This window comes from Paenisporosarcina sp. OV554 (assembly GCF_003058165.1).
Lineage (GTDB): Bacteria > Bacillota > Bacilli > Bacillales_A > Planococcaceae > Paenisporosarcina.
The window spans coordinates 1-23,221 of sequence record NZ_QBUC01000026.1; the positions used below are offsets into that span (position 1 = coordinate 1).

The 23,221-nt window shown below is 38.9% G+C and carries 22 protein-coding genes; 18 read left to right on the forward strand and 4 right to left on the reverse strand.

Going from position 1 to position 23,221, the window contains the following annotated elements:
* Positions 1-428 precede the first annotated feature (428 nt).
* The 5 genes from C8K15_RS16935 to C8K15_RS16955 all read left to right on the forward strand — a co-directional run bounded on the left by C8K15_RS16935 (position 429) and on the right by C8K15_RS16955 (position 6,383).
* Complete coding sequence (locus tag C8K15_RS16935) at positions 429-1,652, forward strand: M20 family metallopeptidase (protein WP_108587568.1); 1,224 nt, start codon at positions 429-431, stop codon at positions 1,650-1,652.
* Between the two features lie 358 nt (positions 1,653-2,010).
* A complete protein-coding gene (locus C8K15_RS16940; RefSeq protein ID WP_108587570.1) occupies positions 2,011-2,211 on the forward strand; it encodes a DUF3311 domain-containing protein in 201 nt (66 codons plus the stop codon).
* Positions 2,208-3,677, forward strand: coding sequence for a sodium:solute symporter family protein (locus C8K15_RS16945; RefSeq protein WP_108587571.1), 1,470 nt, complete (start codon positions 2,208-2,210; stop codon positions 3,675-3,677). The genes C8K15_RS16940 and C8K15_RS16945 overlap by 4 nt, the downstream gene beginning before the upstream one ends.
* Before the next feature lie 28 nt (positions 3,678-3,705).
* On the forward strand, positions 3,706-5,328 hold the full coding sequence (locus C8K15_RS16950) for an amidohydrolase (RefSeq protein WP_108587573.1): 1,623 nt from the start codon (positions 3,706-3,708) through the stop codon (positions 5,326-5,328).
* A gap of 14 nt (positions 5,329-5,342) precedes the next feature.
* Positions 5,343-6,383 carry a C45 family autoproteolytic acyltransferase/hydrolase gene (locus C8K15_RS16955; protein ID WP_233260545.1) on the forward strand — a complete coding sequence of 347 codons (1,041 nt, stop codon included), beginning with the start codon at positions 5,343-5,345 and terminating at the stop codon, positions 6,381-6,383.
* A 268-nt stretch (positions 6,384-6,651) separates the two neighbouring features.
* On the opposite strand, the gene C8K15_RS21210 is transcribed toward C8K15_RS16955, so the two are convergent.
* Entirely contained in the window at positions 6,652-6,783 is a 132-nt protein-coding gene (locus C8K15_RS21210) for a hypothetical protein (RefSeq protein ID WP_255421137.1), read from the reverse strand.
* A gap of 495 nt (positions 6,784-7,278) precedes the next feature.
* Between C8K15_RS21210 and C8K15_RS16960 the strand changes: the two genes are divergently transcribed.
* The 7 genes from C8K15_RS16960 (at position 7,279) to C8K15_RS16990 (ending at position 16,056) form a co-directional block, all read left to right on the forward strand.
* Positions 7,279-8,514: a Zn-dependent hydrolase gene (locus tag C8K15_RS16960; RefSeq protein ID WP_108587575.1), complete on the forward strand. Its 1,236-nt coding sequence runs from the start codon at positions 7,279-7,281 to the stop codon at positions 8,512-8,514.
* A 294-nt stretch (positions 8,515-8,808) separates the two neighbouring features.
* Entirely contained in the window at positions 8,809-9,891 is a 1,083-nt protein-coding gene (locus C8K15_RS16965) for a tartrate dehydrogenase (protein WP_108587577.1), read from the forward strand.
* Positions 9,891-10,631, forward strand: a complete 741-nt coding sequence (locus C8K15_RS16970; RefSeq protein ID WP_108587579.1) for an SDR family NAD(P)-dependent oxidoreductase — start codon at positions 9,891-9,893, stop codon at positions 10,629-10,631. Before C8K15_RS16965 ends, C8K15_RS16970 begins: the two co-directional genes overlap by 1 nt.
* Positions 10,632-10,634: 3 nt before the next feature.
* Complete coding sequence (locus C8K15_RS16975; RefSeq protein ID WP_108587580.1) at positions 10,635-12,092, forward strand: aldehyde dehydrogenase family protein; 1,458 nt, start codon at positions 10,635-10,637, stop codon at positions 12,090-12,092.
* Positions 12,093-13,207: 1,115 nt separating this feature from the next.
* Entirely contained in the window at positions 13,208-13,399 is a 192-nt protein-coding gene (locus tag C8K15_RS16980) for a hypothetical protein (protein ID WP_108587582.1), read from the forward strand.
* A gap of 331 nt (positions 13,400-13,730) precedes the next feature.
* Positions 13,731-14,801 carry a dual-specificity RNA methyltransferase RlmN gene (rlmN, locus tag C8K15_RS16985; protein WP_108587584.1) on the forward strand — a complete coding sequence of 357 codons (1,071 nt, stop codon included), beginning with the start codon at positions 13,731-13,733 and terminating at the stop codon, positions 14,799-14,801.
* A gap of 997 nt (positions 14,802-15,798) precedes the next feature.
* Positions 15,799-16,056, forward strand: a complete 258-nt coding sequence (locus tag C8K15_RS16990) for a phage holin (RefSeq protein ID WP_108587586.1) — start codon at positions 15,799-15,801, stop codon at positions 16,054-16,056.
* A gap of 199 nt (positions 16,057-16,255) precedes the next feature.
* Here the strand turns inward: C8K15_RS16990 and lexA are convergent, their stop codons facing one another.
* Positions 16,256-16,876: a transcriptional repressor LexA gene (gene lexA / locus C8K15_RS16995; protein ID WP_108587588.1), complete on the reverse strand. Its 621-nt coding sequence runs from the start codon at positions 16,874-16,876 to the stop codon at positions 16,256-16,258.
* A 171-nt stretch (positions 16,877-17,047) separates the two neighbouring features.
* Here lexA and yneA point away from each other — a divergent pair, with 171 nt between their 5' ends.
* The 6 genes from yneA to C8K15_RS17025 all read left to right on the forward strand — a co-directional run bounded on the left by yneA (position 17,048) and on the right by C8K15_RS17025 (position 21,310).
* Positions 17,048-17,365 (forward strand): cell division suppressor protein YneA, encoded by a 318-nt coding sequence (gene yneA / locus C8K15_RS17000; protein WP_108587590.1) that lies wholly within the window; start codon positions 17,048-17,050, stop codon positions 17,363-17,365.
* Positions 17,365-18,018, forward strand: coding sequence for a YneB family resolvase-like protein (locus tag C8K15_RS17005; RefSeq protein ID WP_108587592.1), 654 nt, complete (start codon positions 17,365-17,367; stop codon positions 18,016-18,018). The genes yneA and C8K15_RS17005 overlap by 1 nt, the downstream gene beginning before the upstream one ends.
* A gap of 73 nt (positions 18,019-18,091) precedes the next feature.
* On the forward strand, positions 18,092-18,325 hold the full coding sequence (locus C8K15_RS17010; RefSeq protein WP_108587594.1) for a DUF896 domain-containing protein: 234 nt from the start codon (positions 18,092-18,094) through the stop codon (positions 18,323-18,325).
* An 89-nt stretch (positions 18,326-18,414) separates the two neighbouring features.
* Positions 18,415-20,421: a transketolase gene (tkt, locus tag C8K15_RS17015; RefSeq protein WP_108587595.1), complete on the forward strand. Its 2,007-nt coding sequence runs from the start codon at positions 18,415-18,417 to the stop codon at positions 20,419-20,421.
* 136 nt (positions 20,422-20,557) lie between these two features.
* Entirely contained in the window at positions 20,558-21,013 is a 456-nt protein-coding gene (sirA, locus tag C8K15_RS17020; protein ID WP_108587597.1) for a sporulation inhibitor of replication protein SirA, read from the forward strand.
* A 78-nt stretch (positions 21,014-21,091) separates the two neighbouring features.
* A complete protein-coding gene (locus C8K15_RS17025) occupies positions 21,092-21,310 on the forward strand; it encodes a YneF family protein (protein ID WP_108587598.1) in 219 nt (72 codons plus the stop codon).
* A gap of 27 nt (positions 21,311-21,337) precedes the next feature.
* On the opposite strand, the gene C8K15_RS17030 is transcribed toward C8K15_RS17025, so the two are convergent.
* On the reverse strand, positions 21,338-22,267 hold the full coding sequence (locus C8K15_RS17030; protein WP_108587600.1) for an alpha/beta hydrolase: 930 nt from the start codon (positions 22,265-22,267) through the stop codon (positions 21,338-21,340).
* A gap of 11 nt (positions 22,268-22,278) precedes the next feature.
* Entirely contained in the window at positions 22,279-23,184 is a 906-nt protein-coding gene (locus C8K15_RS17035; RefSeq protein WP_108587602.1) for a hydroxymethylglutaryl-CoA lyase, read from the reverse strand.
* Between the last annotated feature and the right edge of the window lie 37 nt (positions 23,185-23,221).

The following is a 23,221-nucleotide window of genomic DNA, read 5'->3' on the forward strand; positions in this document are numbered from 1 at the left end:
CCATGGCTATATTTGCGGTAAACCTCAAACGAATTATGACCTTAATGAAGGAATCAGAATAAGTAATACAAAGAAAAAGGCGTCATTTCGTTCGAGTTCGAACGAAATGAGCCTTTTAAAGTTAAATCACACTTACAAAATTAAAAACGTAAGTTTTTCAGTGGCCTCTACAATACTAGGGGGCATTTGATGTTTTATAGGTGATGAAATTCAGCTGAAATGGAATCGGCGATCTTCATTTTGGTGGCAGCCATTTATCAGTTAAAAGACAAAGTATTCAAAATGATCCGTTTATTATATTTACTTTTAATGTATTATTGTAATAGTTTACTCTTGTAAGATTTTTCTTTTGTGAGTTTTAAACTTCTTAATAGGAAGTTTATTAAAAAAGGCGTGTTGAATTAAAAAAGAGTGGAGAGGAAGATTGCATGAATACAAGTGTAGAAAACGAGACGTATATGCGTGATCGAGAAGCTGTTATTAACTTAACGAAAGAACTTGTGTGTATCCCGAGTGTTTATCGAGAAAATGATCCTAATGGAAATGAAACGAAAGTTGCGATGTACGTAGCACAGTATTTAAGGGATATCGGAATCAAAACGCATGTCGAGGAAGTCGCTCCAGGAAGGCCGAATGTAATCGGGATTATCGACTCAGGAAAACCAGGAAAGACGCTACTCTTTGAAGGGCATACGGATGTTGTAACAGAAGGAGATCGGGATGCCTGGGAGTTTGATCCTTTTAGTGCACATGTAGCGAATGATCGCATGTATGGGAGAGGTACGAATGACACAAAAGGAAATTTGGCTTGCATGATTACTGCAGTCCACTCCTTACTTCGAGATGAAGAAGAGTTCTCGGGTAAAATCATTCTTTGCATTCCTGTAGATGAAGAGGGCATGATGCTTGGGGTCAAGCATTTCATAAAACAGGGTTGGGCAGATGGAGTGGACGGAGCAATTATTTGTGAGCCTGAGGAGAATAATGTTTGTATTGCACAACGAGGAGCGATGCGTGTAAGAGTGGATGTGTTTGGAAAGATGGCGCACGGAGCAATATCTTGGAGCGGAATTAATCCTAACTGGCGCATGGCCAGACTCATAGTGGAACTTGAAAAACTAGAAAAGAGCGAGCAGACTAGGTTAGGAGAAGATCCTTACTTAAAGTGGCCTTCAATAACGCCGTCCATTATACAAGCACCTGTAAAGGGTGATGCGCAGATAAATGTCATACCGGACCAATGTATGATGACACTTGATATTCGGACTGTTCCTGCTCAGGATCATGCTGAATTATTGGGTAAAATACAAACAATTATTAATAGATTAAAAGAAGAGGATCCAGACTTCAAAGTAGAATTGACGATTTTAGATAATCGACCTTCCACGCTTACTTCGAAGGAAGATCCAGTTGTAACTGCTATTTATGACGCGGTTCAATCAATTACAGGAAAAAAACCTATTTACAATGGAGTTCCGGGAGCGACGGATGGAACTTTTCTTCACATGCATGGCATTCCAATTGTAACGATTGGTGCAGGCGATCGAGATATTCCCCATCAAATTAATGAGTATATCGATATTGAAGAACTGGCCGTGACATCTGCAATTTATAGAGAAGCAGCCCTGCGTTTTTTAAATGCAAAGGAGTAATCGGATTTTCCACAAATTAAGAACATTACAGTGAACTATAGTAAAAAAAAATTGAACTAGTGTCTTTATTAGAAGATTGAAGGCTAAGTTAGAGCGAATATCTAAAAGCCCAAATATACACAGAGCCTATGGGAACTCCCAGGGACTCTCTTCATCCTCCTCGATTGTGTATGTTATTTAGACGACAGATTATAGACAATATGTGTAAAGGGTGAAGAAATGCGTTAACAAAGTGTATGAAGTATATTCTGAATTTTTAAAATAGAATATTATTATCAAAGATTAATAGAAAAATTAAGGAGGTCACTATGTAAGCGTTAACAAGGCAAGATCATTTTAATAAAAGGGGTGAATCAATTTGAAATACATTAAATTATTGATTTTGGTTCCTATTATCGGCTTTTTAGGTTTTTTACCTTTGGCGAACAGGATTGAACCTTACGTCCTAGGGCTTCCATTTTTACTGTTTTGGCTTGTGCTTTGGATGGTGCTCTCGCCAATGATATTAATAATTGTCTATAAATTGGATCCAGACAATAGGGAGGTTGAAACCGAATGAATATATCATTACTCATTATTAGTTTGTTTCTTCTTTTAGCGCTTTATCTCGGAATATCTTCGACGAGAGGGAAAGAGATGAGCATGGAGCAATGGACAGTAGGTGGCCGTGGGTTCGGAACGATCTTCATCTTCTTTCTTATCGCGGGGGAAGTGTATACGACGTTCACGTTCCTCGGAGGGAGTGGATGGACATTTACGAGAGGCGCTGCCGTTTACTACGTACCAGCATATATATTTATCGCTTATGTACTGTCTTATTGGTTCGTGCCGAAGATTTGGAAATATTGTAAGGATAACAAACTTATTACACAGCCAGACTACTTCGCTTCCAAATACAAAAGTCCAGCTTTAGGAATATTAGTTGCGATTGTAGGGTGTGTGGCGCTCGTTCCGTATATCGTTATCCAGTTCAAAGGACTCGGTATCATCGTCTCCCAGGCGTCATACGGGTCAATTTCTCCGACTTTAGCTAGTTGCATCGGGGCTGCAGTTGTCGCCATTTATGTAATGATTTCCGGTATTCATGGTTCCGCATGGACGGCAATCATCAAAGATTTCATGATTTTGATTGTTGTCGTTTTTCTTGGATTGTATATTCCGTTCCACTATTTCGGTGGCATTCAGCCAATGTTTGAAGCAGTTCAAATGGCAAAGCCCGAACTTTTGACACTGCCGGATGCAGGGTTCAGCAATTCGTGGTTCACGTCAACAGTCCTTTTCAACGCTATCGGGTTTTATATACTTCCAACCTCTTTCATGGTCATCCTTTCTGCAAAAAGTGCAAAGAGTTTGCGTAAAAATGCGATTACGTTGCCGTTGTACACAATTCTTCTTATTTTCATCTTCTTTGTCGGATTCGCGGCGATTACAGTGATTCCTGAGCTTAGTGCAGCACAGGGTGACCTTGCGCTACTATCGATTGCGATTAAGACATTTAATCCTTGGGTAATCGGGATAATCGGAGCCGCTGGTTTGCTGACAGCTTTAGTACCTTGTTCTGTCATGCTCATGTCAGCTGCAGCAGGACTTACACAAAACTTGTATAAAGTCATCGTTCCAAAAGCATCGGACAAGCATTTGCTAACAGTTTCTAAATTATTCATTATATTTATCTCGCTAACTGCTCTTTATTTTACGATTACAGGAGGAGAAGCGATGGCAGTTTTGAATATCATGTCCTATAGCTTCATAGTCCAGTTGGCACCAGCGTTGTTCCTTAGTCTTCAAAAGAACAACTTCATTACGAAACAGGGTGCATTTGTTGGTATTTTATCAGGTGTACTAGTCGTTTTGTTCATGACGTTGAAAGGGCTAGGAATCGGTGATTTATTACCGCAGGCTCCTCAATGGATTCAGGATATAAACGGATCTTTCGTTGCACTAACAGTCAATATTCTAATGATGTATGGTGTTACCATTGCTTCAAAGGTATTCGTTTCAGTGAAGCAACCAAGTTTTGAATAAATAGACCAATAGACAGGGGACTACTACCATGAATCGAAAGTATTTATTTGTTGACGGTGAAGTGATAACCGTCAATGCGATAGATGAAATAACCGAAGCGGTCGCGGTGCAAGGACGGTACATCATTGCAACTGGAAGTACTGAAGAGATTTTGAAACTGCAAGATGATGATAGTGAGATCATCAATTTGAACGGTCGGACGTTACTTCCGGGACTCATCGATTCCCATCTCCACATTACGTGTTACGGAACGAATGAGTTATCAATCTCGTGCAAAGACGAATCAGTGAAATCAATAGATAATCTGCTCCAACAATTGAAAGAGCGGGTATCTCAAACAACGGCCGGTGAATGGGTGAGGGCATGGGGATATCATGACAAGAAAATAGCTGATCGTCGTTTCCCAACAAAAGAAGAGTTGGACTCCGTTTCAATGGAACATCCGATTATCGTCGTCCGTGCATGTGGACATATTTCCGCTGTTAACAGTTTTGCGCTTAACGTTGCGTCAATTGATAAGAACACACCTGATCCGGAAGGTGGAAAGATTGATCGGAATGAAAATGGCGATGCAACAGGATTACTTATCGAAAACGCACATATGAAAATGTTCCAAGTGGCCGCATTTACCGATGATGAAATAACAAAGGCTCATGCCGTCGCATCCGGACATTTTCTCAAAGCCGGAATCACATCCATCCATGACGCTACGGGCTACGGAACATCCAATTTGCGTGCTCTTCAAAAGGACACGTTAAACGGAACCATCAAACAAAAGGTTTATGCAATGGCGGGTGCATTGAATGAATCCGAAGCAGTTGTAAAAGCGCTTCTTTCCTCAGGGGTTGTCACCGGTCTGGGCAACGAACGTTTCAAACTCGGTCCTGTAAAAGTATTTCTAGACGGTAGCAGTAGCGGACCGACGATTTGGACAAGGGACCCTTACACGAGCGATCCGTCTAACAACGGTGTCCATTATTTTGAACAGGAACAGTTGGAAGAATTATTCATGCCTGCACATGAACAAGGATGGCAAATTACGGCACATGCACAAGGTGATGCGGCAATTGATATGCTTTTGACGTGTATTGAAAAGGCGAATGAGAAGTTCCCTCGTGAAGATGCACGCCACCGTATTGAACATGCGGGTATCGCAGCTCCGGATTTGATTGAACGAATGAAAGAACAAGGAGTCATCCCGACGCCGAATCCAGCTTTCTTGTTTGAATACGGTGACGGCTATATTGAAAACTACGGGAAAAGGGCGGAACAGATGTATCCGCTCGCGAGTTATTTGGAAGCAGGAGTTCGGGCGGCAATTGCATCTGATTGTCCGGTGACTGACTTCAATCCGATGCGCGGCATTCATAGTGCTGTCACCCGACTCTCTCAAACGGGGCAGATAATTGGAGAGGACAAAACGGTGTCCTTGATTGAAGCGATCCGCATGTACACACTGAACGGGGCATATGCATCATTCAGTGAAAAAGAAACGGGATCACTCGAAACCGGGAAATTGGCGGACTTGATTATATTGGACCGTTCAATATTGAAAGCGAAAACGAATGATATTCCGTCTATCAAAGTCGAGTTTACGATGATTGATGGTGAAGTCGTCTATGAAAATGTTTCAGAAAAAATTCATGTATGACAGGAGATGGGTCATTGAAAACACTTGTGCTTCAGGGCTCATCTTTTGAAATTGGATTGGAACACGGGGAACGAGGGAGAAAAGAAGTTCACCGCAGTTTGGAAACTTATGAGGAACTTTTCAAAGGTTATGCGTCGTTGTCATGGAAAGGAGCGAGAGAGAAAGCCCTCCTGCATTTGGATGCAATTACATTGTACTATCCTGAGTATATCGAGGAAATGGAAGGTATCGCACGCGGGGCAGGAGTGGAATTCGAAGATATCCTTACGCTGAATGCTAGAAGTGAAATTGCGCTGACAAACTCCCCGGACGGTTGCACATCGTTCGCGATTACAGCACCGCGGAGTCGGACAACATGGCTCGCGCAAAACTGGGACTGGAAAGGAGAACAGTCTGACTCCCTGCTATTCCTAGAAATTAGACAGCAAAACAAGCCGGAGATTCAAATGATCACGGAAGGCGGCATTATCGGCAAAATCGGCTGCAATGATGAGGGAGTAGGAGTCTGTTTGAATGCACTTCTTACAAGAACGTGGGAAGCGAAAATCCCAATCCATCTTGGGCTACGAGCGATCCTCGATTCTTCTTCGTTTGAAGAGGCGCTCTCCTCAGTGAATGGTAACCAAATGGCGTCGCCCGCTCACTTCCTGATTGCATCAAAAGAGGAGAAACTTATGGGCGTAGAAGTGTCGCCAATCCTTACGGGGCAGATTGATCCGGAAAACGGGGTGCTATTTCATACGAACCACTTGTGCAACCAGGGCATGAAAAATGCCATTTATGAAACTCCTCTCGCCGATTCCTTACCGCGGCTAAAAGCAATCGAGAGGCTACTATATTCCGTGGGAAGTGATAGTAAGGCCACTGATCTTTTCTCCATATTGGCGGATCACGATAATTATCCGAATTCAATTTGCCGCCATAAAGATGAAGAGAAACTGCGGCACGAAAGAATGGAAACAGTTTTTAGTGTGGTCATGGATTTGACGCATAATAAGTTATCCTATCTTTTGGGTAATCCATGTTTTGAAGTGGATGGAAATGTTAAGAATTGACTGTCCAGAGGGAATTTTTAATTGATTGATTAATAAAACGGAGATTTATGAGTACCGAAAGATTCCGGACGCTGTCTTCTTGGAATGTGCTATGCGACACTGGTTTTTTCTGTTAAGTGATTATGGGGGCATTCGTCACATATTAATTCATAGGGACTAACTTGAAACATCGTGAGTACGTAACGATAGAATTGCGGGTCGTATGGACGGTACTCCGCTGCAACATAACCGAAAGAACGAAAAAGACGATTGAAGTGATGCTGTCACTTCAATCGTCTTTTAATCTTACGGCAGGTGTGCGTTCGTCGCTCCCCTGGAAGGCGGCATCCGTAATAATTAATGGGGTGTCATGTAAATTAGAAATCGTATTACTTTTGTTATAGAGATATATGCGAATCATTTATGTCTTCGCCCCAGGGCATCCCACTGAGTTTTGGAAAGAGTAGATATTTGGTTTGTTTACTCATTAAACTTTTAATGAAAGTCTTATTATTATTTAATCATTATTACATGGAAAGGCAAAGGTAGAACCGATATCATTTGTATTTTCTAACCAACACTCAGATACCGTTTTGCTTTTGTGAAGAATCGTGCTTGGTCTGGACCAAACATGTGACCTTCTCCACGGTAGTTTTTGGTAGCTAGTAAAAGCAATGATAAGTCGATAAGCTCCCATTTCAATTAGACCATAAGGTCAATAAGTGGTGGGTAGTTTTCGGAAGCAAATATCATATAATAATATCTCTTGTTTTACACTTTGTCTGATTATTTATAAGAGTATTTTACTGATTGTTAAGTATCACAATAGCTCATCTCATGTTATTCTAACTTAAATTACTAGTTTTCTCCATTTTAAAATGTCAGAATTTTCAAATTATAATAAGGGGGAATTGCGATGAAAAAATGCAATCATCAACGTTTACAACAAAATCTTGAATTATTTAGTACCTACGGTAGAACGACACATCATGGTGTCACCCGTCTTTCTTTATCTCGAGAAGATATACAAGCACGCATAAAATTTAAAGAAATGTGTGAACACCTTGGTTTAACGGTGACAACCGACGATATGGCGACTATGTATGCAACATTACCAGGTAAGAAATCTTTACCATCAATAGTAATCGGTTCACATTTAGATTCTGTTGTGAAAGGTGGTCGTTTTGATGGGGTTTTAGGCGTTTTGACGGCACTTGAAGTTGTCCAATCTATCCAAGACCAAAACCTCGAATTAGATTATCCTATTACAATCGTTAATTTTACAAATGAAGAAGGTGCACGTTTTGAGCCTTCTATGATGGCTTCAGGCGTGCTATCCAACAAATTTGATCGAGTCAAAATGCTTCAATCTACAGATAACAACGGTGAGACATTTGAGGAAGCACTAGAAAAAAGTGGTTTTAAAGGTAGCGAGGAAAATCGTTTAAAAGAAGCATCTGCGTATATCGAGCTGCATATCGAGCAAGGACCTATACTTGAACACCTTGGTCATGAGATTGGTGTAGTAGAAGGAGTTTTAGGTATGGTATGCTATGAAATCTCTCTACATGGGGAGGCTAACCATGCAGGTACAACACCTATTAATATGAGAAAAGATGCGATGTTTGCTACTGCAAATATAATTGTTGAATTGCAAAAAAAATTAAAAAAATTAGACGATGAGCTTGTGTATACGATTGGTCGAATTAATGCCTATCCCAACGTACATACAGTTATTCCAAATCAAGTAACATTCACATTGGAATCACGTCATAAAAATTCAGCAGTTATTAAACAAGTTGAAAATATTATCAAAAACTTACCCAATGAATTAGAACACTGTCAGCTGTCTTACGAGAAGTTATGGGATAGAGATACTGTTGTCTTCAAGCATGATGTGTGTAATGTAATCGCCGAAGCCTGTAAGGATCTAGGTTATAGCGCTCATCATATGTATAGTGGGGCAGGGCATGATGCGCAGTTTATCGCAAGTTATATTCCGTCTGCAATGATTTTCGTATCAAGTTCGAAGGGCTACAGTCATCGAGAAGATGAATTCACTTCTTATGAAAATTGTGCAAAAGGTGCAGACGTTTTGCTCAATGCAGTGCTTCAATTAGCTAAACATGATTTAGGGGAAGCAGCAATTTAGAATTAATTAAAAGCAATATGTGAACGCTTTCCTTTTTTAATCGTTATACGTGAATCGATTTCATAATGTTAATAAATCATAGAAGAACAGAATCGTGGATGATTTTTTTAAAAAAAGAATGAAATGGCGGCATGACTGAACCGGTGTTGAACAAGTTCCTGGGACAAGTGTTGGGAAAAACGGTTTCTTATTTATCCTGATGCAGATACGAAAATTAGCATTTTGGGGGCTACAAAGCGTGTTACCCTCAATGAAATTGAAGACTATATCAAAAAATAAGAGGAGTAAAAAAATATGGTTAATCATCGGATTGCTGTTATACCTGGGGATGGAATCGGCCCAGAAGTAGTGAATGAAGCAATTAAAGTGCTAGAGCTAATCAAAAAGCTGGATCCGTCATTCAAAATCGAATTTGATACATTTGATTGGAGCAGTGAGTATTACCTAAAGCATGGAAAAATGATGCCGGAAAATGCCTTACAGACATTAAAAAAATTCGATGCGATTTTATTCGGAGCGATTGGCGATAAACGTGTACCTGATGATGTGACGATATGGGAGCTAATTATGCCAATCCGTAAGCAGTTTAAGCAATACATTAATTTTCGACCGGTTAAATTACTAAAGGGAGTGTCTTGCCGGTTTACTGGTGAAGATATCGATTTTGTCATTGTCAGGGAAAACGCTGAGGGGGAATATTCCAATAGTGGCGGGAGATTGTATCAGGGTCATGAACAGGAGATTGCCGTTCAAAACTCCATTATTACGCGATCAGGTACCAAAAAGGCTGCAAGATTTGCTTTTGAGTACGCAAAGAAGCATGGAAAAGAGACGGTCACAAGCGCAACAAAATCCAATGCGATCATCCATTCAATGAAACTATGGGATGAGGCTGTGCTTGAGGTTGGACAAGAATTCCTAGCTATTAACCTGAAAAGTTACTATATCGATGCTCTTGCCGCTTATTTCGTTTCTAGGCCAGAGGATTTTGAAGTTGTTGTTGCTTCCAATTTATTTGGGGATATTTTAAGTGATTTAGGCTCAGCGGTTGTAGGAGGACTTGGGCTTTCACCATCTGCAAACTTAAATCCTGAAGGTGAGTTTCCTTCCATGTTTGAGCCTGTTCATGGTTCTGCTCCTGATATTGCAGGTAAAGGCATTGCAAATCCAATTGCCCAGATTTGGTCGGCAGCACTTATGCTTGAACATTTAGGAAGAAAGGATTTAGCTTCAGTTATATTGGAATCTATTGAACAAGTTCTTGTAAAGAAAGAAGTACAAACACCTGATTTAGGCGGCAGTTCAACGACAATCGAGATGGGATCAGCGATACGTGGTGTTTTACAACAATTACTATTAGTGAAAGAAGGCCGATAATGAGATTAGAAAATGAAGTATATGTTGTTACAGGTGCACTGGGCGGAATGGGAAAAGAAACAGTGAAACGATTTTTAGAAGAAGGAGCTTTTGTCGCAGCTGTTGATCTAAATGTTGACGGTGTAGAGGAAAGTGATCGTTTTTTGCCAATTGCAGCTGATTTAACAAAGGAAGAGGATGTTGAGAAGGTTTTTTCAGCTACAAATGAGAAATTTGAGCGCATAGACGGGCTCGTTAATATTGCGGGCATCGCACAGTCGGCAACACCAATCGAGGAAGTTAGCTTGGAGGATTGGGAGAAAATTATGCGCGTAAACTCAACAGCTCCATTTTTAACATGCCGTGCAGCCGTACCTTATATGAAAAAACAAGGCAATGGAGTCATTGTAAATATTGCTTCAATATCCATGGTGAGACCTCGTCCTGGATTGAATGCTTATATCGCTTCAAAAGGAGCCACCGTTTCTTTTTCGCAAGCATTGGCCATTGAATTAGCCGAGTATGGAATCCGGGTAAATGTGGTGAATCCAGGTCCAGCAGATACGAATATGCTAGCGCAATTTTCAGCGAAAGAAGCAGATGTTGAAGCAACGAAGGATTCTATTTTCAAGAAAAGTGTTCCATTGGGAAGGTTAATTAAACCGATTGATATTGCCAATTCTCTAGTGTATCTATGTTCGAAGGAAGCTGCCATTGTAACAGGTTCAGTTTTAAATGTGGATGGCGGAAGGGGGATATAAAAATTGAAATTAGTCGATGTGCAAGTTCAAGGATGTTTCATAGGCGGAGAATGGAAGGTCCCGCAAAAAGAGAGATTAATAGAAGTGAAGAATCCAGGGGACTGCTCTGTTTTAGCTTTTGTTCCAAGAGGGGATAAAGAAGAAATCGACCTTGCTGTAACAGCAGCCAAAAAAGCATTTCTTTCAACAGAGTGGAAGACATTTAAGCCTTATAATCGCGGAAAGTTACTTTATCTGGCTGCAGAAATCATTCGTGAGAATAAGGAAGAATTAGCTAAATTAGAGACGTTAAATGTCGGAAAGCCACTGGCACAATCCGCTGTGGATGTAGAGATAGCCGCACGTTATTTTGAATATTATGCAGGTGTCGCAGATAAAATTCTTGGAGAAACGATTCCAGTTGAACCAGGAATCATCAATTATACTGTTCGCGAACCGATTGGGGTTGTTGGACATATTATCCCGTGGAATTATCCGCTACAAATTGCAGCAAGAAGCATTGCAGTTTCTATAGCAACTGGAAACGCAGCTGTCTTGAAGCCAGCAGAGGATACACCGTTAACGACGTTAAAGCTTGTTGAATTAATGGAGCCATTAGGGCTGCCGAAGGGGATTGTGAATGTTGTAACCGGTTACGGCCATGAAGCGGGTGCCGCGCTTTCGGCTCATCCGGATATTAACCATATTACTTTTACAGGTTCGGTAGAGACGGGGAAAAGAGTCATGGAGTCGGCAGCAAAAAATATAGTTCCCGTTACCCTTGAGCTTGGCGGAAAGTCGCCGAATATCGTCTTTGCTGATTGTAATGAGGAGCAGGCTCTTGAGTGGGTTCTTAAGTCTATCGTGCAAAATGCAGGTCAGACTTGTTCTGCGGGATCCCGCTTGGTAATTGAAAAGTCAATTAAGGAGGCTTTTGTAGGCGAGCTTGCAGCCATGATGGATAAACTGTCGATCGGCTCTGGAATTGATAATCATGATCTAGGACCGGTGCTATCGAAAAAGCAATTTGAGCGTATTAAAAGCTTTATTGATCTGGCAAAGAAAGACGGAATTAGAATTGCAACAGGAGGAGAACGTATATTAGTAGAGGGTTCTGAATCAGGCTACTATTTGCAGCCAACCATTTTAGATAGCGTCCCTGCAAGTCATCACCTTGCACAGGAGGAAATCTTTGGTCCTGTATTGACAGTTACCACCTTCGAAACAGAAGAAGAAGCAATTGAAATCGCCAATGGCACACCGTACGGCCTCGTTGCAGGCGTATGGACTGAAAACGTCGGCCGTGCTCACCGTGTTGCCAGCCAACTCCAATGCGGTCAAGTATTCATCAACCACTATGGAGCCGGCGGTGGCATCGCCCAGCCATTCGGTGGATACAAAAAAAGCGGCTTTGGCCGGGAAAAAGGGCTAGAGGCACTGCGGAATTATACTCAAGTAAAAAACGTGGCGCTGAAATATTAAGGTAGTACAAAGGGTTAGGTTTAACAGAATCTTTTAAACCTTTTGGCTATTATTGAATTTATTCGGTCTAACTGTTATGAAATTAGTTTTATTTGATTCGAGCGGAATCGAAGTAGAGGAAACATGTTCTTTCTTGATAGTAATGACCAGCAACAAGTTGATGAAAAGGACTAGACTAAGAAAATATATCGCGTTCCCATGGGTGTACAGATGTTCTGATTATGTTTCTATATTTAATAGGAAGTAATGGAGCGTTTTGAGTCTCTTAAAACAGGGGTTTTATTATAATAAGGACGATGAAAAACTATAAGGAATTATTAATTCGTGGTAACATTTGTTGGTCACTCGTGGTAGTAGTTTCTCCAATTAGATGAATTGAAACTACACTTTAATTCCTTACTTGTTTTTAGAACATCATGCCAGCCAGAAGTCCTTTCTTATATAACATAATTAACGAAAGTGCATTCAACCGATTAACGCGCGATTACAAGCGTTTCCGCTGGATTTGATTAGAATATTTTCACCCTTTTCACCTCAAGATAATGGCTTTAACGGGGTTATTTTACCCTGCCTTTATGGCTCTTTATTATTGCTGTTTCCGTATAAGGTTTGATCTGTTGAGTACTAATACTTTGCAAAGCATAGTCTTAGAAGCCTTAGAATCCTTGTTAATGAAGGTTTTAGGGCTTTTTCTTTTTATTTGGTAATACAAGTTAAAGCATTGAAAACAGGTTATTGGGGCTAAATTGGGGCTAATGAAAAAAATGTCGGCGTATGTACAGGAATGTGTAAGTGGGATTAGGATAAAGAAAAAGGCACCTCGTAAGAGATGCTCAAAGTTTTTTAAACAGTAGTGAGAATACAATTTTCTAATTAACAATATTTGAAAATGTATTAATAAGAAAGCGTGTGAGCCAATTGGTTCACACACTTTTTTTATGGAATCCTTACACAAGAAATTCTATCCATTTAAAGAAATCATTTTTTATAAATAAATGAAATGAAAGGATTAAACGTTTGAAATGCGGGTATAAATTAATAGGATTAATTATTTAGTAACTATCACTAAACTTTCTTTGATAAGTAAACAAGGAGAATTTAGTGGAGGAGATTAAATGAGAAAAGTCCAAGGAGTTAAAAGATTAATTGCTTATTTTGATTCAGTCAATTACCCGATGACTGACTCTGATGTAATGAATCTAATGTCTCAAAAACAAATACCGCATACCAGTCCATTAAACACCATACTAATTTTTGATCTAAATCATATTGACTGGTGGATAAAAGAACAAAAGAAAGCGAAATAAAGCCAAAACCCTACTTTTAAGTAGGGTTTTGGCTTTTATATAAAAGCTATGTTAAAGAAAGCTGTTGATATTGAAGACTGAATGTTCTGTAAACTATTCTAGTTTTACAACAGCTTAATAAAAGTAATTACTATTACTTAAGGAATAAACAATTCAATTGGGTTCATAATGAAGGTAAATGCTTTACTGTTGCAGTGTGATTAAAGTTATTTATGTGAAATATGCGTATTATTAACAGTGAAATACGACTTTGAAAATTCAATCAGTTGTTATGTGTGCGGGTTTCTAGTAGAATGAGTACTGATTTTGTTTTATGAAAAGAGGATATCAAATGAAAACATCTATTTTTGGATTAACATTAGAACAGCTAACTACATGGCTTCTAGATAATGGACAAAAAAAATACCGTGCAGAACAAATTTGGGATTGGTTATATATAAAGCGTATTACTGATTTTGCACAAATGGCAAACGTCAGTAAAGAATGTGTTCAATTATTAGAAGATAACTTTGTTCTATATACCCTAGAGCAAAGTGTTAAACAAGAATCAGCAGACGGAACGATTAAATTCTTGTTTAAAATGCAAGATGGGAATTTAATTGAAACAGTATTAATGAGATTCAAATACGGCTTATCAGTCTGCGTGACAACTCAAGTCGGCTGTAATATTGGCTGTAGTTTTTGTGCAAGTGGATTATTGAAAAAGAGTCGCGATTTATCTTCAGGAGAAATCGTGGAACAAATTATGAAAGTTCAACAACATCTTGATGAAGTGAAAAAAGAAGAACGTGTGAGCCACATTGTTGTAATGGGAATTGGTGAACCATTCGATAACTACACGAACTTAATGAGCTTCCTTAACGTTGTAAACTCTCAAAAAGGACTTGCAATTGGAGCACGTCATATTACGGTTTCGACGAGTGGAATTGTGCCTAAAATTTACGATTACGCTGATGAAGGTCTTCAAGTGAATTTAGCTATTTCTATTCACGCCCCAACAAACGAATTACGTACACGCATAATGAAAATCAATAAAGCCTATCCAATTGAAAAACTGATGGACGCTATTGATTATTACCTAGAAAAAACAAACCGACGAATTACGTTTGAATATATCCTACTGCGCGATGTGAACGATCACGTTGAAGAAGCGGTGAAGTTAGCGAAGCTGCTTGAAAATAAACGTCACCTTTCATACGTCAACTTAATTCCTTATAACCCAGTTGATGAGCATGGTCAATACCAACAAAGTACTCCTGAAGCAATCAGTGCGTTTTACGATGCACTAAAGAAAAAGGGTATCAACTGTGGTGTACGCCATGAACAAGGTGCAGACATTGACGCAGCATGTGGTCAATTAAGAAGTAAGCAAATTAAAAAGGCTGATAAAGCAACCGTATAATTTACCCTTAATATAACGAAAAACGTTTCTCATAACGAGAAGCGTTTTTTGTTTTAATATTCCGGGTAAAGAATTTATTTGACTATTATAAGCAGGCCAACCCCTAGATGCGGAATCACTCCACAATTTGTTATGGGGAGATGTTTCCAGTGAGCTGGGGAAGCGCAATGCTGTAGCTCTACCAAATGAGTAAATAAGAGGGGGATGTGACTTTATTTGTCACACACCCCCTCTTACTACTACTAAATATATATTCTCTTGAGTGGAAGTTAAATCCTTTATTTACATAGATTCATTTTAAATATTTGATGAGCCGACGTAGTCCCAAAATAGCGGAAAAGTCATTTTGTACAACCTGGGACAGCAAAACGTCAACCTGGACCTGACTTCTCAACAGTCCCATCGTTTCATATTGGAAAATCAGCATGTGACTGACCTTGATTGTTCTATAGAAAAGATGCAGCAGAGGAAACGTCCGAAGCTCAGTAGAAACCTTCTTGCATCAGAGATGAAATTATCACACAGACTCATATTCCTTAATGAGAGGTCTGAAATAAAATAAGCAGAAAGAGACCAAAATATCATCTTATTATTTACATAAAAGCAGGAACGATTCTCTCGTAAACCAAACAATCCTAACTGTGATCGTCCAGGTGCACACACGCGGCAAGATGATCTAAAAAAAGAGAGTTGGGCGAGTGACACAGTCACAAGACCAACTCTTTATTCTATAGAACAAATGTGCAGCAAATGTCGCATCCGAAGCGGACTGGAAACCTTTTTGAGTAAGACTAATCTTTTTTCTGTAGACCAACGTAAAGCAGAGGACGCGTCCGAAGTGGACCTAAAACCTTATCGTTGTTATCAGCTAAATGCTTATTCTGCATAGTGGAGGAAGAGTGTCGTTAAATATTAAAAATTAATCCCGGATTAAATACTAGTTCATATCACTTATACATAAGATGAGGTAACACCAGATTAAAAAGGAGGTATCAAAGTGAGCGAAACGAATAATCAAGCACCTTTTAACAAGTTGATGATAATTCGGACGGTCGTTCTTTTTTTAGCTTGGATTAATCAGTATTTGGTCATGAAAGGATATAGTCCATTACCATTCAGTGATGGAGAGTCTGAAGTTACAGCAACAGCACTCATAACGTTCTTAGCTTCTTTGTGGGCATGGTGGAAAAATAATGATGTGCGCTTTAAAGCTCGACGCAATACGCAGTATTTAAAAGATAAAGGGTTAAAATAAATCAAATTAGACAGAGCGAAGATAGAACCGTATAAAAAAGTATACAAAAAGGCCGACTGAAGATGAAAATGTCAGTCGGCGTGATATCGGCTCAAAATCAGTATAGCATACTATTGAATTCTGGTAAAGTACTGAATTAATATCTAGCAAAAATTTTTAAAAAAGTCCCTTACACAATGTGTAAGGGCTTTCTAGTTACTTAATGGATGTGACGGTAAACGCCAACTACTTTTCCTAGTATCGAAACTTTCTCAACGATAATTGGCTCCATAGATGAATTTTCTGGTTGAAGACGGAAGTAAGATTCTTCTTTAAAGAAGCGTTTAACTGTCGCTTCGTCATCTTCAGTCATAGCAACGACGATTTCTCCGTTATTAGCGGTTTGTTGCTGTTTAACAACAACATAGTCACCGTTTAATATCCCGGCTTCAATCATACTATCTCCCATTATTTCAAGCATAAACAAGTTGTCTTCATTAGTTCCAAACGTTTCTGGTAGTGGAAAGAATTCTTCTATATTTTCAATGGCTGTTATGGGTAATCCAGCTGTAACTTTCCCGATTAAAGGTACATTCACTACGTTCGGACGAAATTCAACCAAGTTATCAAACTCTAAAATTTCAATCGCACGTGGTTTAGTAGGATCCCGTCTAATTAACCCCTTGCTTTCTAATCTAGCTAAGTGACCATGAACTGTAGAACTAGAAGCAAGTCCTACCGCTTCTCCAATTTCTCTCACGGATGGTGGATATCCTTTTTTTCGAACTTCATCTTTTATAAAAGCCATTATATCTTCTTGTCGTTTCGATACTTTTTTCAACTAGTTCACCTCTTCACCTAATGGTTTTTCTCTTACTAACTACGTTTAGTATATCAATTCGAATATTAAAATGCAAACATAGGTTCTAATTATTGTTGACAAGAAACATGTGTTCGGTTTATAGTGAAAACATAAGTTACGAACACACATTCTATTAGAGGGGGAATTAAAATGAATTGGTTCAAAAACAATCCATTTATTTCATTATTATTAGGTGTAATCCTTAGTTGTACATTATTTTTTGTGCTTACTGCTAATGAGCAGGAAGAATCTCACAATGAAATTTTTATAAAAGATGGAGATACACTTTGGACGTTGTCTGATAAATATAGAGGAAATACACCAAAGCAAGATTGGATTTCAGAAGTAATGTTAGTAAACAATTTAAATACTCAAATGATTCATGCAGGAGACTCACTTGTAATTCCAACTTCTCTTGATCAGTATGCCCCTGACCAAGGAGTAGAATATGCTGGAGACTCAGAATAATGGCAAATTCTAATGAAGCTGTTCTTTATTGTCGTGTAAGTACTGATAAAGAAGCACAAGAGACTTCTTTAACTCGACAAGAAGAAGAGTTACGAAAGTTTGCACTGGATCAAAAATACTTTGTAAGAGATGTTTTTCTTGATCAGCATAGTGGGTATTCTGTTGAACGAGAAGGGTTACTGGATATGCTTGATTATATAAAAATTCATTCAATAACAAATGTTTTTATACAAGATGAAACTCGACTCGGCAGAGGGAATTCACGTATGGCAATCTTACATATGTTGAAAAAACAAGAAGTAGAAGTAATTTCTTTAAATGATGGTGGGTCTATTCGATTAAATGAAATGGATACGATGATGCTCGAAATTTTAGCCCTTGTAGAAGAGTATCAACGTAAATTGCATAATGCCAAAATACGCAGAGGGATGAGAAGAGCTGTGGAACACGGCTTTAAACCAGAAAAAAATCTTAAGGATCAAGGTAATCCTGAAGGCAGAGAAAGAAAAGAAATTCCTATTGATGAAATCGTGAAATTACGAAATAATGGACTAACATATGCAGAAATCGCCTCAACTTTAAGAGGATTTGGTTTTCCTGTGAGTAAAGCCACAGTTCATCGTAGGTATATAGAATATAAAGAAAGACTTTGAGGCTAAATACTTGCGCTCTGAGTCTTTTTTGCATACCTTTTAATAAGGTTATTAGAAGAAGGGTGTGAAATTTATGTTATCTCCAGAAAAAATAACTCGAATTAACGAGTTGTCAAAAAAATCCAAGTCAATTGGTCTAACAATAGAAGAAGCTAAAGAGCAAACGTCTTTACGTAAAGAATATTTAGAAACGTTTCGTTCTTCAATGAAAGACACCATAGAAAATGTGAAAGTTTTGGACCCAGAAGGCAATGATGTTACACCCGATAAAATAAAAGCCATAAAAGAAAAGAAATTTCTGAATTAAATCAACATTTCGCAAACCATTGTCAGTTGGCCAAAAGTTGACTACACTAAATGGAGAAGAAAACTTTTGTTTCAGAGAGGAAGTTATATATGTCTCAACACGTAGATCAGTTAGCTATTAGTACCATCCGCACATTATCAATCGATGCAATTGAAAAATCAAATTCAGGTCATCCAGGTTTACCAATGGGTGCAGCTCCTATGGCGTACTCATTATGGACGAAACATTTAAGTCATAATCCAGCAAATCCAACTTGGTTCAATCGTGACCGTTTTGTTCTTTCAGCTGGCCACGGTTCAATGTTACTTTATAGCTTATTGCACTTAGGTGGATATGATTTACCAATGGAAGAGATTAAAAACTTCCGCCAATGGGGTTCTAAAACGCCAGGTCACCCTGAGTTTGGTCATACATCAGGTGTCGAGGCTACCACGGGTCCACTTGGACAAGGAATCGGGATGTCAGTTGGTATGGCTATGGCTGAGCGTCATCTTGCAGCAGTCTATAATAAACCAAACCATGAGGTAGTTGATCATTACACATATGCATTATGTGGTGATGGAGATTTAATGGAAGGTGTCGCAGCAGAAGCTATTTCTCTTGCAGGACATTTGCAATTGGATAAATTAATTGTTCTTTACGATAGCAATGACATTTCTCTAGATGGAGATTTAAATAAATCCTTCTCAGAAAAAATTCAAAAACGTTTTGAATCTTACGGTTGGAACTATCTACATGTAGCAGATGGAAATTCGCTTGAAGATCTAACAAATGCAATTGAATCAGCTAAAAACCATAAAGGTCAACCTACACTGATCGAAGTTAAAACTGTTATTGGTTTTGGATCTCCAAATAGATCTGGAAAATCTGATGCTCATGGGATGCCGTTAGGTAAGGATGAGGCATTATTAACAAAAGAAAGTTACAATTGGACATTCGAAGAAGATTTCCATGTACCTGAAGAAGTATATGCCGAGTTCAAAAAAGCTGCAGAGCAACTTGGTGGAGCTAATGAAGCATCTTGGAATGAACTATTTAGCTCATACAAAGCTGAGTATCCTGAACTTGCAGAACAATTAGAACTAGCAATAAAAGGACAACTTCCTGAAAATTATGATGCGGAAATTCCTGTTTACGAAGCTGGGAAGTCACTTGCAACTCGTGCATCATCAGGAGAAGTGTTGAATGCCATCGCTAAAACTGTACCATCATTCTTTGGAGGAAGCGCCGATCTTGCTGGTTCGAATAAAACGACTATTAAAGGTACTGGTGATTTCTCTAGCGACTCTTATGAAGGCCGTAACATTTGGTTCGGTGTTCGTGAATTTGCAATGGGTGCTGCCTTAAACGGGATGGCTCTTCATGGTGGTTTACATGTGTTCGGTGGAACATTCTTTGTATTCAGCGACTATGTAAGACCAGCTGTTCGTCTATCGGCATTAATGGGACTTCCTGTAACATATGTATTTACACATGACAGCATTGCTGTTGGTGAAGATGGTCCAACACATGAACCTGTTGAACAATTAGCTTCATTACGAGCGATGCCGAACTTATCAGTTATCCGTCCTGCGGATGCTAACGAATCTGCAGAAGCTTGGAAGTTGGCTGTATCTTCTAAATCTATTCCAACCGCATTAATATTATCAAGACAAAACTTGCCTGTACTTGAGCACTCTGCAGAGCTTGCAGCTGAGGGTGTTGCTAGAGGGGCTTATGTGGTATCTCCTGCGAACAAAGAACAAGCAGATGTATTATTGTTAGCAACAGGTTCTGAAGTTTCTCTTGCTGTAGATGCACAACATGCATTAGCTGAAGAAGGAATTGATGTTGCAGTAATCTCTATGCCTTCTTGGGATCGTTTTGAAAAACAAGATGCTGAATATAAAAATAGTGTATTACCTAAAACAGTGAAAAAACGTTTAGCAATCGAAATGGGTGTTTCATTCGGTTGGGAGCGTTACACAGGAGATGAAGGTAGTATTTTAGGAATCGACCGATTTGGAGCAAGTGCACCCGGGGAGATTGTTATGAAAGAGTTTGGTTTCTCACAAGAAAACGTAGTAGCACGCGTGAAATCTTTATTAAATAAATAACTATTAAAAACAAGTAGTGCGTATTCGGCACTACTTGTTTTTTTTCGTCAATAATAGTGATAGGGAAAATTCGCAGTTCGACAACCTTAGCGACATGGCCGCTTTATACTTAAATAAAAAAGTGGGGGTATATCAAATGCGTACATACAAAATTTTTCATATAAAAAAAGAATACCAACCTTTCGTTTTGGGCCGTGAAAAAATGTTGCAAGAAATACTTGGAAGAGATCGAACACAAAGTGATAATGATAATAATGAAATGACCTATGTATGTGAGAAAATTGATGAAAGCTTTGTTAAGCAGACTTTGGAAAAAAAACTAAGTCGCTTATTTGAACATAAAGTACAAGAACCAAAGAAACTAGTACTGGAACATCCATTAAAAGGATCTATTCGAATAAAATTCGAGCCCTATTGTGTACATGTATGGTGTAAAGGATCGCATATGCTAGATTTGGATCTATTTGCAGGCTTGTCTGATTCAAGTGACTGTTATATGGCCTTTCAACAAGAAGAGGCTTCATTTGGCTGGTTGAAGCCTATTAAGATAGGGTCGATTCATTCATTTACAGAAATTCTAGACTTCGTCTAGCAAGGTCAAAGGTTTTGTTGTATAATCCTTCTTGGAGATAAAAACTCAAGATAAACACCACGAAGGAGGAAAACTACTATGTCAACTGGTCTTTGGATTTTATTTATTGTCTTAGCATTACTAGCTGGAGCTGCAATTGGTTTCTTTGCTGCCCGTCAATATATGATGAAGTACTTAAAAGAAAACCCACCAATTAACGAACAAATGCTTCGCATGATGATGGCTCAAATGGGACGTAAACCGTCTGAAAAACAAGTAAAACAAATGATGAACCAAATGAATAAAGCACAAAAATAAAAATAGCACTCGCTTGAGTGCTATTTTTTATTTGGGCAAAAGTTGATAGGTGTGTAAAAATTCTGCGACCGTTTTTTCATATTCTTCTGCATTCTGATTAAAAGATTGTGCATGAGCTCCTATTTCAAAGAGTTTCATATGTTTAGGACCTTGTTTTAATTCATAAAGTTCTTTAGTCATTTCCGGTAAAATAAAATCATCAAGTAAGCTGTGAATAAATAAGACCGGTTTCTCGATATGTGTAACAGCTTCTCTTGGAGACACGAGTTTCATGGAATAACCATCGCGTACACGTAAAAATACATCGGCTAATTTTAGAGCATAAATGGTTCGAAGTGGAGTTTCTTTTTTCATTAAATACATGAGTTGATCAGTAAAGTCGGAAAAAGCGCAATCAGCGATATAAAAGTGAGCATGGTCTTCAAGTGTACCAGCATACAAAATTGTGGTTGCTGCTCCCATGGACTCACCATGAATTCCGATAATAGCCTCTTCACCAGCATACTCATTTACTGCCTTTACAACTGCTTGCAAATCCTTTTTTTCGTAATGGCCAAAACTGGTCGTTTTTCCACCAGAATCACCGTGTCGTCTGTGATCGTATACAACTGAATTAAAACCTAATCGTTCAAACAGTCTTGCGTATTTCACTGAATTTATTTTGTTTTCAGTAACTCCGTGACAAATCACAACAAAGTTATTAGTGTTTAGTGGCTCTAAAAATATAGCTTTCACTGGATATCCATTTGGGCTGTCAATCCATTTTTCGGTTTTTTGAACAGAATTAAACCATGCCTCATCAAATCTCTTCGCAGTAATTTCTCGATTTAAAATAAATGCATCGTCTTTTTTCTTCATATACATCAAGCGGCTTGTTAACATGAAACCAAAAATCGCCGCTCCTGCGGTCATAATACTCGAAAGAATACTGGTGATCCAGAGAATACGGCGCTTCATGGGGATTCCTCCTATGCCTGTTGTTGTATTTGATATAACCTAAACATGCCCGTATCAATCGGTCTTGATACGAATGGAGCGATAATAGCTACCGCTTTACATAGTAAGTTCTCATCAATTCCTGTTTGAACTCCCATTGTATGTAGCATATTCACAACATCTTCAGTTGATACATTACCTGTTGCTCCGGGAGCAAAAGGACATCCGCCCAGTCCGCCAGCAGATGTATCGAAGCGCGAAACACCCGCAAGTAAGGCTGCATAAATATTCGCTAATCCCATTTTTCTCGTGTCGTGAAAATGGGCTGTCATTAAAACAGTCGGAATTTCACGAATTAATAGTGAGAACAAAGCATGACTTTCTTGTGGATTTGCCATGCCGATTGTATCTGCCACGCTGAGTTCATCAACACCCCAAGTTGCGAACTCTTTACAAAGGGAAAACGTGTCTTCAACTGCAATTTTTCCTTCATAAGGACAATAAAAGGCAGTAGAGATACAAGCGCGGACAAAGTATCCTTGCTGTTTTAGGTTTATAATTAGCGGTTTTAATTCTTCCATGCTTTGTGCTGTTGTTTTATTAATGTTTTTCATGTTAAAAGTATTACTAACCCCTACAAAAACTGCGACACTTTTTGCTCCAACATGTAATGCTCGTTCCATACCTTTTGAGTTGGGTGTCAATACGAATTGTCTGCCTTGCTTGTGAACCCGTTCCACAATATCAGCAGCATCGGACATTTGTGGTACCCATTTAGGTGAAACAAAAGAAGTGATTTCCATTTCTTGAATTCCAGATGCTTGTAGAGCATGTATAAACGCAAGCTTGTTTTCGGTTGAAACCTCATTTTTTTCATTTTGTAAGCCGTCGCGTGGACCTACCTCGATAATTGTCACATTGTTTGGTAAACTAAACATATCATCCCTCCTTCATTCTATTGTAATGATGATATAG